This window comes from Candidatus Poribacteria bacterium (assembly GCA_026702755.1).
In the GTDB taxonomy this organism is placed as follows: Bacteria; Poribacteria; WGA-4E; order WGA-4E; family WGA-3G; genus WGA-3G.
This window is the reverse complement of record JAPPBX010000112.1, coordinates 80,246-96,255: the sequence shown is the minus strand read 5'-3', so window position 1 is coordinate 96,255 and position 16,010 is coordinate 80,246. Positions and strand designations below refer to the sequence as shown.

Sequence of the window (16,010 nt, the reverse complement as noted above, 5' to 3'; positions counted from 1 at the left end):
CCCGCTAAGAAGTTTCCGTCTTTAATTCAGCAACATTCCGGCGGATTTTAATTGCTGCCTTAATGATATCCTCTATGTCCTCTTCGCTCGCCATCAACACATTTTGACTTAAGGAGAGACCTGTTTGACATATCTTCTCGGTTTCAGGACAATGAACATCATCATAATTGAGATCCTGACCGAAAAGATTAGAGGCGAGAAAAGAGGCTCGATACATAGGCGTTGAATACCAATATCCCATCGGTATTCCCTCCGCGCGCATCGCACGCAGAAACGTCTCACGTGAGATGTCCTCAAACTCCTCAGCGTCAAAGATTGCTTTATAACCGTGACATCCGCCACGTGTGGCGCGCGGATCAAGTGGGGTGACCTTAATACCGGGAATCTCGCCGAGCCAACCATCTAACCACCGCATATTTTTATGTCGGTAGTTGGTTTCAGCTTCAAGTCGCGTTAAACGGGAGAGAAGGAGTCCCGCTTGCCACTCTGTCATGCGGAAGTTACCACCGAAGGGTTCTGCCTCTCCGAACTCAGCATCGGGTAGTGTGCGTCCACAATTATGCAGTGCATAAGCGCGTTCATAGAGCTCTCTGTCGTTTATGAGGACGATACCCCCTTCACCAGCACACAGGTTTTTCGATGACTGAAAACTAAAACACCCGAAATGACCCCAACTCCCGACACCTCGCCCGCGCCATTCCGCACCGTGAGCCTGTGCGCAATCCTCAACAATCCCAAGGTTATGCCGATTCGCAATATCAACAAGTGCATCCAGATCCGCTGGATATCCAGCGATATGAACCGGCAAAATGGCTTTCGTTTTTTCTGTTATTGCAGCCTCTACTTTAGAAGCATCCAGCAGAAAACTGTCGGGAGCAGTGTCTACAAAGACAGGCACGGCGTGCGTCATCAGAATCGCGACGACTGTCGCTTGGAAGGTATACGGTGTCGTGATAACCTCATCACCCGGACAAACGCCTGCTGCTTTCAGGGCGATATAGAGTGCCGATGTGCCGCTATTGACGCAAACGCCATATTTTGCCCCTTGGAATTTGGCGAATTGCTGCGCAAATTCTGGCACCTTCGGTCCACCGACTCCCCACTGTCCACTCTTGTAGATACTTTCAAACGCTTCGATATCGGCAGGATCCTGCGTGGGCCAGGTCGGATAGGAATCAGTACGGGTGGGTTCGCCACCGTTTATTGCCAATGTTGCCATCTCTTCATCCTCCCTTCAATTCTTAAAGTAACTTTTCTACATAGTCCCGCAAATCTGGAAGTTGCGCTCTATCAAACACTTCTTGCAAAAGAGATTCTAAATGACCATCTTCAACCTTAGCAATTAATGTATTCAGTACTTCTCGTGCTTTTCTTTCCAATTCAGCGTTGATCGCGCCATTTTGAATCGCTTCTTCAAACTCGTCTTCATCCTGAATTTCATAAGTGCCATCTGGATTTACCCAAAGGTCCAAGAACAGATCCGTTATTTCAAAACGATTAAGTTTCCCATTTACATCCACACTCCGCTTGACTGGCTTCAGAACATCACAATAATAACCCGTCCACTCGTTATCCAGATTGTAAACTTTCCCGACATCGTACCACAGTCCCGTAAACACAAACCAGATGGCGGCGAAGTTATCCCCTAAAACTGTTTCACCGTTTTGAACGATAGGTGAGGAGGGTTTAACCCGTTGAGAGGTAACAATAACCGCATCGTCGAGATAAAGTAATTCCTGTTGAAAGTAATTGACTCGATCAGGGGGCCTTTTATAGGTAAGTGTTACTATTTCCAAAAGAATTTTCCTTCAGATTATCCGTTGTCTTGTGCTGAACGGTGGGACGCAATTGCTTCACGGAAGGCTTTGATATGCTTCGGCGTTGTTCCACAACAACCCCCTATTAAGTACGCACCTGATTCAATGAGTTCTGGAACGCGACTTGCCATCTCTGTTGGTGTCTGCGTATAGACGGTCTGATGGTTTTCATCAAGCTTCGGCATGCCAGCGTTTGGATATGCCATCATCCATTTACCATCAGTTCCTGTTTCAGTGAGTGCCGTGCGCAGCTGCTGGATTCCTGCGATTGCATAAGGCATTCCGGTATGTTCATCACGTCTGGATTCAGCCCCGCAGTTTACACCGATGATGCTAACGGAATCCAATAACGAGTCTCCACCTGAAAGTTCACCTTGTGTGAGAATATCCAGCAGATCTGCCGGGGAGTTTCCCCAATCCGTCCGATAGATGACCTTGCCAGTCCGCCGCTCCTTCGTCCATTTGTACGTCAAGTTCACCGCAATAGGAAGGGCGGTCTCACGCGCAATATCTACGGCGATTGCCGCTTCTTTGGCAGAAAACATTGTCTCCAGACAGAGAAAATCCACACCCTCTTCTACCAAGGTATGGATTACCAATTTATGTGCTTCTCTCGCGTCTTTATTTGCAATGCCGAAGGTCGTATCTCCGCTATCGGCTTCAATCGCACCAGGGGAGGGTCCCACGGAGCCTGCAATATATACCTCTTTTTCGCTCTGTTCGACAGCGGCTTTCGCATGTTGAACAGCGAGTCGTGTGAGCCGTTGTGCGTCCGATATGTCTTGTCCCGCCATTTCCAGATGAAGCGGAGATGCTACAAACGTGTTTGTTCCAATTGCTTCAGCACCCGCGTTGATATAATCCGAGTGAATATCAATAACACTCGTGGGATGCAATTCATTGGCGAGCGCACTGTTGGTGAGTTCTATATCGCGTGCGAATAACTGTGAACCGAACCCGCCATCGTATAGAATCGGTTCATCCAATTTTAATCGTTCTTGAAAAGGTGTTTTAACTATTGGGTTTTTGCTCATTTTTTCTCTTAATAGTTGTCAGTAACTCGCTTGTAGCGGAAAAAAACGTTCTCACCTGCCACGCGTCTAACTGGTAACTGACAGCTGATAACCGACAACTCCTAAGCCATCGGTTTGAATTGACAACCTTCCACGAATATATCAAAGAAATCTGGTGTCGTTTCCAATTCAATATGCTCGATGTTATTAACGAACGCTTCGATATGTGCGCGCTTCCTTTCAGAAAGGAGGACAGCGGTCGCCCCTGCTACCGCGGCGTTACCGATTTTGACGACATTTGCCTCGGGTACAGGCGCGAGGAACCCAATTTCAACTGCATCTTGCAGGTTAACGTAATTGGCGAATCCGCCCGCTAAAAAGAGTTTCGTAATGTTCTCAGGAACGCAGCCGAAGTGTCGGAGCACAATATACTGCCCACAGTAGTTTGCCGCCTTTGCCTGTGCCAAATTGCTCGCGTCCTCACGTGAGAAAGTAATGCCGTGTTCCGGTAAAAGCGACATAACGCGTTGCTTCCTATCTGCAAAAACGCCCTTTGGTGTCATCTGATCGTTCCGACGCAACTCAGCGAGGAGTGAAATCAGTCCAGAACCGCACAGTCCTTGTGGCGTTTCTTCATCAATTGTATCATAGTCGAACTGACTACCGTTCCATTTCACAGACTCAATCGCACCCGGGTAAGCAGGCATCCCGTATTCAATACCACCACCTTCAAATGCTGGACCCGCAGGACACGATGCAGCCACCATCCGCTCCGCATTACCGACGACGACCTCTGTATTCGTTCCAACATCAACTAACATAACGATTTCATCCTGCGAGGGAATATCAATTGAAACTAAATCCGCTGCAACATCTGCCCCGACGTGACTGGCAATCAATGGCAGACTGGACACCATCGCCTTCGGATTCGCACGGATCCCCAAGCGGCGGGTCTTCTCAGTCAACGAAGTGGTTGAGCGGACACCGTCCCGATATTCATGCTCAATCAGCGATTTATACGGTTTTTGGCCAATGCTTTGAACATCCTGTTTGAAGAAAATGTCGCGCATGGTTGTGTTACCAGCGACGATGACCTCATAAATCTCCTGACGGACGAAGTTGTGGCGGGTACACATCTCCATAATCTCGCTGTTTAGTGCAGCGATAAGTGAACGGCGCAGTTCTCCTTGAAATTCACCGTCGTAAGTGATGCGATTCATAATATCGCTACCACCGAAACGCTGCGGGTTTTCAAAGGAACTGACAGAAACGGTTTCCCCGTTCTCCAGATTCACCAGATTTGCTACCACCGTCGTTGTTCCAATGTCCAATGCCAACCCGTAAAGATGTCCTCGGTAGCGGTCAATAGGTTCGTCGTTGTAATAGACAGTCCCATCGCGATGAACGACTCTCGGATCTAATTCCGGTGCCCCTCCGTCCATTGCCACAGCGTGCGTCAGAATTTTAGGGGTGCGCCGAAGTGGGGTGAACTCAATGTCCTTATCAACATCAAGAACAACCGCTTGACAGGCGAGGCGATAGTTGTCTCGGAGGAAGGCTTCTGCTTCGTTGGGAGGTTGGAGACCTTCCATACCACGTTTAATCTCAACGATGCATTCGTGGCACTGTCCGGTTCGGAAACAGGAGGTAGGTACTTGGACGGTTAAATCGTCCGCATAATCAAAAATAGTTTTTCCGGGGGTGAGTTGATAGACCTTTCCGTCGCATGCGATTGTGCCTTGGGATTCTGTTGTTCCATCAGGCGCGTCGGTTTCCCACGCGCTCCGATAATCTAACTTATCATCCCCGACACAGAGAAGGCCCGTCCCTTCATCAATTTTCCGCTGGTTTCGACACCCGAACTTCGCTGTGCAGTGGTCAAATCGATTTTTGTAGGGACAACGGTAGGTGGCTTGTTCATCCGCATGGACAACCAAACCTTCAAAAATTTGCGTAATTTTATCGAGTCGTTTTTCGTATTCGGCTTTATCTATTTTTTTCATGTTTATTGGTTATCGGTTATGAGAAAAATGGTTTTCAGTTTTAAAATCGTCAGTTGTCGGTGCGGTTTTTCGCCGAAAAATCTTTCAGTCGTAGGAGCGAGGTTACATCGCCCTTACAGAGGCCTTCGTTTAACGGCACCCTCTTGTAACTGATAACCTATAACTACCTACCACTCTTCGTCCGTTGCCTCAAGAAACTCTTTGGCAAGTGCGACACATGCCAGTGCATCTTTACCGTATCCATCGGCACCCATGTCATCGGCAAATGTCTGTGTAACCGGTGCACCGCCTACCATAATCTTGACCTCTTCCCGCAAGTCTTCGTCAATAAAGGCATCAATTGTTTTTCCCATGTTCGGCATCGTTGTCGTTAGCAGTGCTGACATACCCAAAATCGGTGCTTCGTATTCCTCAACAGCCTCAATAAAGTCATCTTCAGAGGTATCAACACCTAGATCGTGTACAACGAAACCCGCGCCGCGCAACATCATAATACATAGATTTTTGCCTATGTCGTGCAGGTCACCCTTGACGGTTCCCATAATCACTGTCCCAACAGGTTCGATGCCTGAGTCCGAGAGAATCGGTTCAATATGCGCCATTCCCGCTTTCATTGCGCGGGCACAGGCTAAAACCTCCGGGACGAAAATGAAATTCTCGCGGAACTTGATGCCAACGATACCCATCCCTGCGATGAGCCCGTCATCCATAATTTCCAACGCTTCTGTGCCGTCCTCCAGAGCCGCTTCTGTCAACTCATCAACAGTGTGGTGATCGCCATCAATAAGCGCAGCAGAGATGTCTTGCATGGCGAGTGTTGCCTGCGCGAATATCTCAATTGTCCGTTCTATTTCATCAGGTTCTTCTAAGAACTCTTCAATCTCTTCTCTAAGAAATTCGTTTGCGATGTCATTAATAGATGCCACAAGTCTTGAAGCCTCCTCAAAAATATAATGATACCACGCACAAGGAAAAATAGCAAATGAATTTTGAGTATCCACTCTTCAGATACAGTAGAGCGAGCATAGAGGAAACGTAAATATTTCGGAAATTATTTCACTTTCGGGATAGGTAAGTGCTGGACCACACAACTATCCAGAAAAATAGGATTTATAGAAATTAGATAGGCGTGCTTTGGCAGCACGCCTATTCCGGAAAGGTTTACTGAAGAGCCACACCGGTCTTACCTATTTGCCTTTTCGGTACTCTTCCAAGAGGGCATTGATCTTGTCAAGAAACTCTTGTGAGTAAATCTCACCGACGAGCTGCTTATGGGTTTCCACAGCAATGGCATCCCACGCTTCTCGGGCATCATCTTCAAACTCAACAATTTCAATGCCTGCCTTCTTTTGAAGTGCCTCAAGTGACCTTTCATTATCTTTGCGAATACTCTGAATTAATTCGCTCTGATACGATTTCGCTGTTTCACGCAAAACCTTTTGCTGATCAGGAGAAAGCTGGTCGAATTTCTCCTTCGTCATGACGGTGGCACCAACACCGACGCTAACAGGTAGATCCGTCATATATTTAAATTTATCAAACCATTGCAGTGCCACAGTGACATACGGTGATACGGCGACGGCGTTAAGTCGACCTGAATAAAGCGACCCCAAAACCTGCGTAACCTCACCTGGGACAGTCGCAACCCCTGCCCTTTTGTAGAATTCAAGCCCAATTTTGTCGGTCGTACGGACCCACATCTTGACACTTGGCGACTGCAGGTCGGCAATATTTCTGATGGGTTGATTACTGAATATGTAATAGAAGCCGATATCTCCCATACCGAGCAGGACATATCCGGCATCCATAAAAGTTTTGTAGAGGTCCTCGTAGAGATAGTCGCGAACATAGTCAAGTTCTTCGTAGGTTTTGAACATCCGCGGCAGTTGAAAAATCAAGACTTCTTTCTCGATTTCGCCAAGTCCGGTGGCTGTCATAGCCCCTGCATGGAGCAGTCCAGCACGCATCTTGCGGACGACATCAATCTCATCGCCTTGTACACCGTTGGGATAGAAACGGATTCGGAGGTCACCATCCGTTTTAGAGCGAAGTTCTCTCGCCATGGCATCGAAATTGTTCATCCACGTGGAACCCTTTGGGGCAAGTGTCGCGAACTTAATAGATTCCGCAGCGAGAGTGGCCACTGGTAAACACAGCACCACCAAAATCAATAGAATCACGCCTGCTAAACCAGCGGCGTGTGTTTTAAATCCTGTTTTCTTTTTTCTCATTATTCTTCTCCTTCTTCCAATTCTGGATCAAAAAGAACATCCGTCTGATCAAGCCAGCGTTTGGCGCGCGATTTTGCCAACGAGGTTGCAGCTTCCTCTCCAGGATAAATATCCGATGGTGCATCAAGCACTTCCTGCAACGCTTGCTTGTATAACTTCACGTCCTGTTTAGGATAGGCATAGTAACGTGCGAGATAGAATTTGCTCATCAGGAACTTACCGTCATTGATTCGATCTACATGGTTGATGTGTTCCTTTGCCTTCTCTGGATCGCCACCGATTGAGACTGACCGGTCGCCGTAATAGACGGTATAGAACAGATGCGCGCTTCCGTAGTAGAAGGTTTCATCCAACTCAAGCACCCGCCGCATCATCAGTTCCACCCGCGCTAAGTCAATTACCTGCATCGGGTCATCCTTCTGAAGGCTAATGCCGCGCCCCATCGCATAAGCCGCCCAAAACAGCGGTTCAACATCCTTCTTTTTCAGTTTCTGAAGTGCTTTTTCAAACACATCCATATCAACAGTTCTTGCCTCATTGAAGGTTTTGTTAGACTTCGCCAGAGCTTTGAACGCATAAGCTTCAGAACGTATATAATGATCAATTGCGCGTGCGCGCAGTGCCTCCGCGGTCTCTAAATCGCCTGCTATTTCAGCCTCTTCCATCTTATCTTCGATAAAACCGCTGTAAGATGAATACGCGCGAGCCGTTTTAGTAATGAGATTCTTATTCCCAACCTTAGCCAGACGTTCAAGTGTACCGATGTTTCCCTCAAGGGTAGCTTCTACCACCGCGAGGTCGCTCTCCCCCTGAATTCTCGCCAACTTGGCAAGACCGCATCCACCTAAAAGCATTGGGAGGAGTAGTAAGAAAGATATACGAAAATAAAACTTGCTGTATATCATGGGTATTAAATTACCTCCTATAAGCGTTGTGTACCTGTATTATAGACGAGTTGTAATTACAATGAAAATAAATATATCTGCCTTAATGGTAAAGGAAAAGTGGGATTTCCGTTTCGTGAATCAGATGATATGTGACGCTACCGACGAAAAATTCACGGACACTCCTTCTGCCATAAGCACCCATCACCAACATATCAATGTCATTTTCCGCGATATAGGATTTGACAACAGTATCAGGATGTCCACTTCGTGTAGCAAGCGTCGGTTTAATCCCGTAACTCTCAAAGAAACCACCAAGATTGCCTAATAACTCTTGTGCAGCTGCAGCATCGTTATTAACAGTGAGAAGCGTTATGTCACAAGCACCCCATATACCGAGTAGAAGAAACATGTGTACGACTTTAGAAGCCGGGATGCTATTGTCATAGGCAACAAGGACGTTCTTAATCTCCCGTACGGAATCTGAGACAGCCAGTACTGGGATAAGTCCATTCTTTAAAACACGTTCAAGCGTCCCATAAGTTTCATTAGTATCATATTCAAAAGATGTCTGCTTCCCGATGACAATGAAATCGTGAAATTTGGATTCCTCAATAAGTTCGGAAACAGGACTGCCGATATCGGTGTGTAAAATGGCATTTATCTTACGCTCATCGCAGATACGCGCAAAGTTATCAAGTATCGCTTTTGCTTCCGCTTGCGTTTCTTCCAACAACTGATCTTCAAGTTTTACGTCATAATGCGTGCCACCGATCGGCACCGGTCCACTTGAGGATTGAATGCCGGGTTCGTCGATAATAGCGACACCTGTAATTGTTGCGTTGTGATTTAGAGCGATTTGACATGCATACTCAATTGCTGCTTCTGCATACGAAGAACCGTCTAAACCGAGCAGAATTTTGGAAAAATTTGAATGTCCCAAAGTAAAAATTCCTCCTCTACAGTTTTACCTACGCGCCTGTCGTACCAAAAACAGCGCGCTCATAGAAACCTTATCGTGATACTTAGTGTAGTGTAGCAAGTATCGGCTGATAAGTTATGCTGAAAATGGCAGTCGTACGACTGTGGCATCAACACGTCCGTCTGAGGTCTCAACTTGGACGCGACTGCCCGCTTCTGTGACCGCAATGCGGACGTATCCCAAAGCGATCTCTTTTGCGAGTGTTGGGGCAAAAGAGGCACTCGTAACCCAACCAACCGCCTTGTCTCCGTTGAAAACCTTTGCGTTTGGACGAAGTTTGCAGTCGTTTTGAGTTATCGGTTTCCCGTCTACCTCAATACCGCGTAGAAGCCGATTCGGGTGTCCACGATATTTCATCCGTGCGACAATTTCCTGTCCGATATAACATCCCTTCTCAAAATCGATAGCGTGTTCCAATTCAGCCTCAAGTGGGATGACGGCATCGGTTAATTCCGTTCCGTATCTGGGCACCCCCGCCTCAATACGGAGTGACTCAAGGGTGTCCCAACCGATCGGTTGAACGTTAAAACGCTCCCCTTCAGTCATCAACGTCTCCCAAAGCGACCCTAACGCCTCGGCAGCGGTATAAAGCGTCCAACCTATTTCGCCAGTGCTATCTGTTCTCACACAGACGATCGTGTGTTTAAAGTCTCCATCTGCTTCGCGAACACAGTTGTGCCGTTCAGACAAAGTAGCAAGCCCATTTAAACCGAGTACAGACTGAACAAGGTCCGCTGACTTTGGACCGTGGACAGCAATCGCTCCAGTTTCAGCGGTTACATCGGAAAGTTCAACGTCATCAGCGATGATGTATTTATCCAATTCGCTGAAAAGATTCTCTGTCGTCTCAGGTGCGGTGTCAATACTGATTGCATCTTCAAGAACAGTGATATTCAAATCGGCGATAATTTTGCCGCGATGCGTTAAAAGCATAGCGTAAGTGCCTTGTCCAGTTGTGAGATTTTCAACATCATTGGAGATGATACGGTGTAGAAATTTTGCCCGGTCTTCACCCGTTAACCGATGCCTAACTCGATAGGACACGTCAACAATACCGACGTTGTTCCTGACAGCGAGATGTTCAGAGACAGCGTCAGTGAATTGCGTGGGGATATTCCAATCCAAATGCTTTTCCGCAAAAGCTGCACCGAGTTGTTCATGAATGGAATAGAGTGGTGTTGTTTTCATTTTTTTAATTTTCCTTGCGGTTCGGTCAGGTGACCCCGTTGATCTCCTCTTTGACTAAAAAATGCGATCTAGGCGCAAGATGACTTTTGGACTTCGCAAAGAGAAAGATGAATCGAGCGGTCCTGCTATTTCAACCCCAAGACTCCATGGCGAGGCAGTAGCGAATGGATCTGCAAAAACGGAGCCTCCGATGCCGATTGATGTTTTCAGTCGCGTCATAAAACCCTCAAAATCGGAAAAGAGCATTTCATCATACCACCACACACTGCCCGTATCCAAGAAACAGCTGAGAGACCACCCGAGCATAACATCTTGTTCGGTGAGAATTGTCTCTTTGATAAGACGATACTCAAGATTAAGCAGGAGTCGGCTATCCCCAGCGAATGCGTTAAAATCGTGACCGCGCAGGGTGTTACCACCTCCAAGGTGAAGGAGCCGTTGTCTGGGCAGTGGTGCATCAGAAAAATCACCCGCAACACGAACGTTTAAATGATGTGGACCCGATAAAGGTGTGTAGCGTGCCACCTCAAATCGATAGAAATTGAAGGCGTAATCGCCGCCGAAACTTTGTCCTGCTACCTCAATTGCGAATTGACCGCGCCATCCACGCCGAGTTCGCTCATTTGCGGAAAACAGCGTGTGGAAATGCCGTGTGCTTGTTGATTTGTGGTCCCGGGTGTCAAACCCTAAAACGAGGGAGAGATTCCTCAGCTGTCCACGATCAATTCGAGCATTGCCCCGCTTAAGTTGATTCCGGTTTAAGTAGCTCCAATCCGTTGATTTAGAGAGATTATCGTGCTTTTCCCCTGTAAATTCCAACCTGAGATAACTCCATTGAGTAGGCGCGTAGGTGATCCATCCTTGGGCTCCTAAACGTTGGTAATAATCTTGAAGTGCGGAACCGTAATAGGTGGCACTCAGGGTAGCATCACCGTGATGTAGATAAACATTAGAACTGACATCGGTAAGTTTATAAAGACTCCCACCGAGTTTCAGGAGTTGTCGCTTAGAGAATCCCTGCTCGATACCAATTTGATAGTTCCATATTTTGCTCGAAAATCCACGGCTTATTGAACCGAAAACCTGTTCTCTGCCTGTGAGTTGTGTCGCGAGTGTCCCGCCCGCGCCGAGCATTAACCCGTGAACACGATTGAATTGAACGATCGGAAAACCGCCGTGTCGCGCGAAGGGCTGTTCCTCAATGTCAATAATCATGACATTTTTTCCACCTTCACGTTGAACACGCCAATTCCGAACTGATTTGAAATGCTCATTGTTCTCACTGAGTTCTTTACTCATGCGGTTTATCTTCGATTGACCGAGGGTACGATGATAAACATCCGAGGTTTGTGAACCCCGTTCTCCAGCAACCCCAATTTTCAGATCAAGTGCTGATAACAGTTCCGCCTCCGTGATTCGAGTATTTCCTGTAAAACGAACTTCGTGCAATATCCCTTCGTCAATGTTAAATTCAAGGATATTGTCAACAAATTGATATTCAACCGTGGCGAATTCATATCCACGATTTAAATAAAAATCAGCAATTAAGAGTTGTTTCAGTTTAACAACTGCAGCAGCGAGATAGCCGGGTTTTAACTGGAACCAATCCTTAATGAATTGCGAGGGAAAACTTCTATTCCCTTCAATTTTAATTTCTTGAGCAAAAAACACAGGGGCTTCCGTCACTTGGATATGTAGATTAACGCTTGGCTGGAAGGCTGGAAGGCTGGAAGGCTGAGTATCTCCTCTTTCACCCTTCCTGTCTTCCGTTCCGGTTTTTTGCTGATCGCTGACCGCTGATTGCTGAGGGTTGACGGGGTCTTCACCAACATTGACCTGCTGAGTCTCCAAACGCACCTCCTGAAACCAGTCCCGTTCCCGTAATTCTGCGATTAGCCAAGAGAGTTGTGAAAGTGTGATGATGTCCTCAGGTTGAACGGGGAGGGACTTTTGGATGATCTCCGTTGAAATCTTGGTGTTACCTTTAATTTCAATAGCAGCAACCTTAAATTTCGCCTCGGGTGCAAAGTCTTCAGAGGCGAGGGGCATCGTTACGAATTCCAAAAAACCCATTGCCGGACCGTAGCGTCCCGAAAGTGCACCTACATACTCCTGAGGCGAATGTGGCCACCAGGGATACTCGTCATCATAAATTGGCTGCCAATAACTATATTCTCTGGTTGTAGAAGGTATAAGGCTTTTCGTGTTACGAGTGTACATCTTACGGTGGACGTTAAAAAGCCACCGGCTTTCAAAGGAGGAATCAGACTGCGAATCCATTTTAGGAGAAGACTCCAAGGTTTTACGCGGGAGAGCGATTTCAAGGCTCCAAAAAGTGGTGTTAATTTGGGTGGCAACTTCTATTTCTGAATTCCATTCACGATCGGCATTGAAGGATGTTTGCATCGCTGTCCGATCCAAAGTGATTTGGACATCACGAGGCGCGAATCGGAAATTGGGTTCTCCATGTGTATCAACCCGCTGATCAAAATACGCACCGATTGGGTTGATGACAAGGTGATGATAGATATCAGTTTTCGGATTCGGATCAATTAGGATTTCAATACACTCATCCTCCCAAATCGGAGAGTTGTGCTGAGTTTGTGAAATATATAGAAGATAGAAGTCAAATACGGATGCTTTTACACCGATATAAAGATTCTCTGCATCCCACATTAAAAAGGTTTCAGTCGGATTTTTGGGAGTTCCGGTGCCATTTGGATTTTGGAGTGGCGCGAGCGCACCAGCTGTTTGCCACGCGATTTCAGATAAATTACCATCAATAACAGGCGGTTGTGCTATTTGCGGAACAGGTTGAGCAACATCTGCGAGCGGATTCGGTTCGGCATCGGCAAATGTGTCTTTGTCATTCGGTGGACTCGACAGCAGTGAAATTAAGTCGGCGGCTTTTAACCGCAACAGCGGTCCACCATCGTTAACAATGGTTAATCCCGACTCATCGTCAATTTGTGCTGGCAAATTGACAACGATTTGCTGTTTCTCACTCTCAAATTCGACATCAGCAGCGTAATTTTCAGGGAGCTGTAAGCGAATGCTACCACCTCCTGCGGTTATATCCATCGGTGCTGCAACGGGGTCAAGGATCAGCAACCCGATTGAACCGTTTTGCGTCTCCAATTTGTTCTGTCCTTGGGTTAGCAAGATTTTTCCATCAATATCACCATTCGCTACACTGATGTTATAGTTCCCCAAGGTTTCATCTAAATGTACATCCCCTACTCCCATCGCAACTTCTATCTTCCCACGGATACGCTGGAGGCTTATGTTCCCCGCTTTCGCCTGGAGTTTAACAGATACATCGGCAGGCGTTTTAATCGTATATTTCAGTTGAACTCGATTGTAGAGCGTTGCTTGTAGGTTTTCTTTATTGGAGGATTCATTAGATTGCCCCTCAGGGGCGTTACCCGGCAGGTGGACCTTCAACTGAAGCGTGCCATCGTTTTGTTCACCGGTCACTGTGATGCTGTCAAGGTAGGTGCGAATTAGCGTATCCTGTTCCGTATTTGTAGCCGGTGCCTGTTTCTCAAGAAGGACGGTGATGTTTTCACTCTCCGTAGCAATCAAGTCAATGTTGCTTGGAACATCTATATTTAACTCTATCCGATAAACGTCTTCGGAATTGAAGGTTTCTGTTGATGTTGTCCCGACTATCAAGGTCTGCACTTCATTGGCTAATTCGTTGACGGTTGGAAGTGGTGTATCTCCTACGACTTCGTGATCTGCTGCGTCTACATGTTGGGTAGATAGATTTAGCGCGAACACGAAGAGACAAAACGGGTATAGATAGCGGCGAATCGCGCGAGATGCGGGTATCATTCCAAGAAAATCCATTTTTAATCCAGCAGATATGACCTTGCAATATCGACTCGAAAACGATAACTACAGAATTACTTGACACATTTTAAATAATACTTTATACTTATTTATTGGAAAAGTCAAGTGGTTTTTTCGTGCCCTTCATAGCTATTCAAGCGTTTGTAAAGTAAAGTGAATTAAAGGCGATTAACCTGAAACGAAGTAGAACAAAAAACGTTGCGCATAGGAGAAAAAGATGAGCGAACCTTCTAAAGGGACAACAGAATACTGTTTCTCTTTTGGACCATGGAACATACATGAGGGGTTAGACCCCTTCGGACCACCTGTTCGAGAATCGTTTAGTTTTGACGAAAAGGTTGGGTTTTATCGGGACCTCGGTTTTGTTGGAATTCAATTTCACGACGATGACATTGTCCCCGATATTGATGAGAAAACATATACGCAGCTAATCGCGCGGACAAAAAATGTCAAAACGCAACTCGACAATCACGGTCTGACAGCAGAGGTGGTGGCACCACGGTTGTGGGAATCTCCAAAGACTATTGATGGGGCTTATACCTCCAACTCTGCAGAAGAACGACAGTATGCGCTGGAACGCTCAAAACGGTGTGTGGATGTTGCTAATGAAATCGGGTGCAAAAATCTTGTATTATGGCTCGCCCGCGAAGGCACTTACATTCGGGAAACGAAAAACGCGGCGGGGGCTGTTGGACAGATTTTGGACGCAATTAACGCGATGCTTGAATACGACCCAGAAATCCGAATCCTAATTGAACCGAAACCGAATGAACCGATGGACATCGCCTATATTCCAACCATCGGGCATGCGATCGGTTTGGCTTATGCGAGCAACGCGCCAGCGCGCGTTGGCGGATTAATCGAAAGTGCACACGCCATTCTCGCAGGATTAGAACCGTCCGATGAAATGGGGTACGCGCTCTATCATAAGAAACTCTGGAGTGTACATCTCAACGACCAAAATGGATTAAAATTCGACCAAGATAAGGCTTTCGGTTCCGTTAATTTGCGGCGAGCATTTAATCAGGTGCGCGTACTTGAAGAGAACGGATACGGTAGAAACGGTGAATTCGTTGGTTTGGATGTGAAAGTCATGCGAACACAACCGCGCGACATCTCAACAAAACATTTATTGAGTAGTCGCAGAACTTTTCTCAACCTACTTGAAAAGGTCCGGACGTTTGATAAAAAGGTTGAACAGGAATTTATTGCAGCTCGAGACTATGAAGGCTTGGACTTCTACATTCTTGAACACCTCCTTGGTGTATGAGGTTTATTATAGGTGCACTTGAAACTTTTGCGCGAGGTACGCCAACTCAATGAAGAGAAATAAAAGGCGGCAGAGGACAAAAACAGACATGACAACGGATATAAGCCCTCTACATGAGGCGGATGGACCGTGTTATCAAGCAGTGATGCTCGTTGGTCCCCCCGGTGTTGGTAAGGGAACACAAGGGAAAATGCTGGCACAAATCCCAGGCATTTTCCATGTCTCCAGCGGAGATATGTTCCGCGAACTTGATGTCAATTCCAAATGCGGACAAATTTTCCAACAATACGCAAGAATCGGTAAATTAGTTCCAGATCACATCACAATCAAAATCTGGCAGGACTACATGGCGGCAAAAACCCATGAGCAGGTTTACGCGCCAGAAAACGATCTGCTCATACTTGATGGCATTCCACGAAACATCACGCAAGCCGGTTTGATAGCCCCTTATATAAAACTCTTTAAGGTGATCTACATGGTCTGTGAGGACCGAGAAGTGATGTTTAAACGCATTCGGGGACGGTCGCTGAAAGAAAATCGAATCGACGATTCCGAAGAAATCGTAGTTCGCTACAGGTGGGATGTTTACAAACGGGAAACCGAACCATTGATTGATTACTATCCGCAAGATATGATTCGAATCATTGATGCCGACACGACTGCAGCGGATGTACTTCATCAAATCTTATCAACGATTGTGCCCATTCAAAAAAATCATTTCAAGCCCCCGCTCATGTAAACAATTGCGCAAAATCCCATTTCTTGTC

The 16,010-nt window shown here is 46.6% G+C and carries 12 protein-coding genes; 2 read left to right on the top strand and 10 right to left on the bottom strand.

Annotation, left to right across the window (positions count from 1 at the left end):
• Positions 1-4 precede the first annotated feature (4 nt).
• The 10 genes from OXH39_22280 to OXH39_22235 all read right to left on the bottom strand — a co-directional run bounded on the left by OXH39_22280 (position 5) and on the right by OXH39_22235 (position 13,970).
• Positions 5-1,219, bottom strand: a complete 1,215-nt coding sequence (locus tag OXH39_22280) for a DegT/DnrJ/EryC1/StrS family aminotransferase (protein ID MCY3553197.1) — start codon at positions 1,217-1,219, stop codon at positions 5-7.
• A gap of 22 nt (positions 1,220-1,241) precedes the next feature.
• On the bottom strand, positions 1,242-1,796 hold the full coding sequence (locus OXH39_22275; protein ID MCY3553196.1) for a DUF402 domain-containing protein: 555 nt from the start codon (positions 1,794-1,796) through the stop codon (positions 1,242-1,244).
• A 17-nt stretch (positions 1,797-1,813) separates the two neighbouring features.
• The gene (locus tag OXH39_22270; GenBank protein MCY3553195.1) at positions 1,814-2,851 is read right to left on the bottom strand and encodes a homocysteine S-methyltransferase family protein; all 1,038 of its coding nucleotides are present in this window, start codon (positions 2,849-2,851) and stop codon (positions 1,814-1,816) included.
• 101 nt (positions 2,852-2,952) lie between these two features.
• Positions 2,953-4,833, bottom strand: coding sequence for an ASKHA domain-containing protein (locus OXH39_22265; GenBank protein ID MCY3553194.1), 1,881 nt, complete (start codon positions 4,831-4,833; stop codon positions 2,953-2,955).
• Between the two features lie 167 nt (positions 4,834-5,000).
• The gene (locus tag OXH39_22260; protein MCY3553193.1) at positions 5,001-5,642 is read right to left on the bottom strand and encodes a corrinoid protein; all 642 of its coding nucleotides are present in this window, start codon (positions 5,640-5,642) and stop codon (positions 5,001-5,003) included.
• A 378-nt stretch (positions 5,643-6,020) separates the two neighbouring features.
• Positions 6,021-7,064, bottom strand: coding sequence for a TRAP transporter substrate-binding protein DctP (dctP, locus tag OXH39_22255; protein ID MCY3553192.1), 1,044 nt, complete (start codon positions 7,062-7,064; stop codon positions 6,021-6,023).
• A complete protein-coding gene (locus OXH39_22250; GenBank protein ID MCY3553191.1) occupies positions 7,064-7,969 on the bottom strand; it encodes a TRAP transporter TatT component family protein in 906 nt (301 codons plus the stop codon). Before OXH39_22250 ends, dctP begins: the two co-directional genes overlap by 1 nt.
• An 82-nt stretch (positions 7,970-8,051) precedes the next feature.
• A complete protein-coding gene (locus tag OXH39_22245) occupies positions 8,052-8,891 on the bottom strand; it encodes a universal stress protein (GenBank protein ID MCY3553190.1) in 840 nt (279 codons plus the stop codon).
• 114 nt (positions 8,892-9,005) lie between these two features.
• Entirely contained in the window at positions 9,006-10,118 is a 1,113-nt protein-coding gene (locus OXH39_22240; GenBank protein MCY3553189.1) for an aminomethyltransferase family protein, read from the bottom strand.
• 54 nt (positions 10,119-10,172) lie between these two features.
• On the bottom strand, positions 10,173-13,970 hold the full coding sequence (locus tag OXH39_22235) for a BamA/TamA family outer membrane protein (protein ID MCY3553188.1): 3,798 nt from the start codon (positions 13,968-13,970) through the stop codon (positions 10,173-10,175).
• Between the two features lie 220 nt (positions 13,971-14,190).
• Between OXH39_22235 and OXH39_22230 the strand changes: the two genes are divergently transcribed.
• Positions 14,191-15,243: a TIM barrel protein gene (locus OXH39_22230; protein MCY3553187.1), complete on the top strand. Its 1,053-nt coding sequence runs from the start codon at positions 14,191-14,193 to the stop codon at positions 15,241-15,243.
• Positions 15,244-15,331: 88 nt separating this feature from the next.
• Entirely contained in the window at positions 15,332-15,982 is a 651-nt protein-coding gene (locus OXH39_22225) for a nucleoside monophosphate kinase (GenBank protein MCY3553186.1), read from the top strand.
• Positions 15,983-16,010: the final 28 nt, after the last annotated feature.

Excerpts from the sequence above, each read along its gene's own strand:
- OXH39_22280 (MCY3553197.1), bottom strand. The coding sequence starts at position 1,219 with ATGGCAACATTGGCAATAAACGGTGGCGAACCCACCCGTACTGATTCC.
- OXH39_22270 (MCY3553195.1), bottom strand. The coding sequence starts at position 2,851 with ATGAGCAAAAACCCAATAGTTAAAACACCTTTTCAAGAACGATTAAAA.
- OXH39_22265 (MCY3553194.1), bottom strand. The coding sequence starts at position 4,833 with ATGAAAAAAATAGATAAAGCCGAATACGAAAAACGACTCGATAAAATT.
- OXH39_22260 (MCY3553193.1), bottom strand. The coding sequence starts at position 5,642 with ATGCAAGACATCTCTGCTGCGCTTATTGATGGCGATCACCACACTGTT.
- dctP (MCY3553192.1), bottom strand. The coding sequence starts at position 7,064 with ATGAGAAAAAAGAAAACAGGATTTAAAACACACGCCGCTGGTTTAGCA.
- OXH39_22250 (MCY3553191.1), bottom strand. The coding sequence starts at position 7,969 with ATGATATACAGCAAGTTTTATTTTCGTATATCTTTCTTACTACTCCTC.
- OXH39_22240 (MCY3553189.1), bottom strand. The coding sequence starts at position 10,118 with ATGAAAACAACACCACTCTATTCCATTCATGAACAACTCGGTGCAGCT.
- OXH39_22235 (MCY3553188.1), bottom strand. The coding sequence starts at position 13,970 with ATGGATTTTCTTGGAATGATACCCGCATCTCGCGCGATTCGCCGCTAT.
- OXH39_22230 (MCY3553187.1), top strand. The coding sequence starts at position 14,191 with ATGAGCGAACCTTCTAAAGGGACAACAGAATACTGTTTCTCTTTTGGA.
- OXH39_22225 (MCY3553186.1), top strand. The coding sequence starts at position 15,332 with ATGACAACGGATATAAGCCCTCTACATGAGGCGGATGGACCGTGTTAT.